A 371-nucleotide genomic window follows, 5' to 3' on the forward strand; every position below is an offset into this window, starting at 1 on the left:
AACAACGTGGAGACCTGGGCCAATGTGCCGCCCATTATATTAAATGGCAGCGATTGGTATGCAGCGTTGGGCACGGCGAAGTCTAAGGGCACGAAGGTGTTTGCTCTCACGGGCAAGGGTCGTTGCGCCCCATGTTCTTCCAAATGGAGCTATACAATCCTCGCATCTCCTCTTGGATAAAGAGGGGCGATCGCTTCTGCCTTATCATTTGGGCAATCTCTCGCATAAACACTTCTACGCCGAGGTGTACGTCTTGAAGAAAGAAGAAGGCGGCCGACACACACCGTTCTTCACAGGGTACAAGCCCCAGTTCTACTTCAGGACCACCGACGTCACCGGCGACATAAAGCTGCCCGATGGCGTAGAGATGG

The 371-nt window shown here is 53.6% G+C and carries 1 protein-coding gene and 1 pseudogene; both read left to right on the top strand.

Features of this window, described 5'->3' with window-relative positions; all coding sequences use genetic code 11:
* Positions 1–180 (top strand): hypothetical protein (locus EZM41_RS13910; RefSeq protein ID WP_232619276.1); only part of this gene is annotated, 180 nt, incomplete at its 5' end.
* A gap of 43 nt (positions 181–223) precedes the next feature.
* A pseudogene (locus EZM41_RS09490) lies at positions 224–371 on the top strand (EF-Tu C-terminal domain-related protein); the annotation flags it as partial.

It is taken from the genome of Acetomicrobium sp. S15 = DSM 107314 (genome assembly GCF_016125955.1).
GTDB lineage: Bacteria > Synergistota > Synergistia > Synergistales > Thermosynergistaceae > Thermosynergistes > Thermosynergistes pyruvativorans.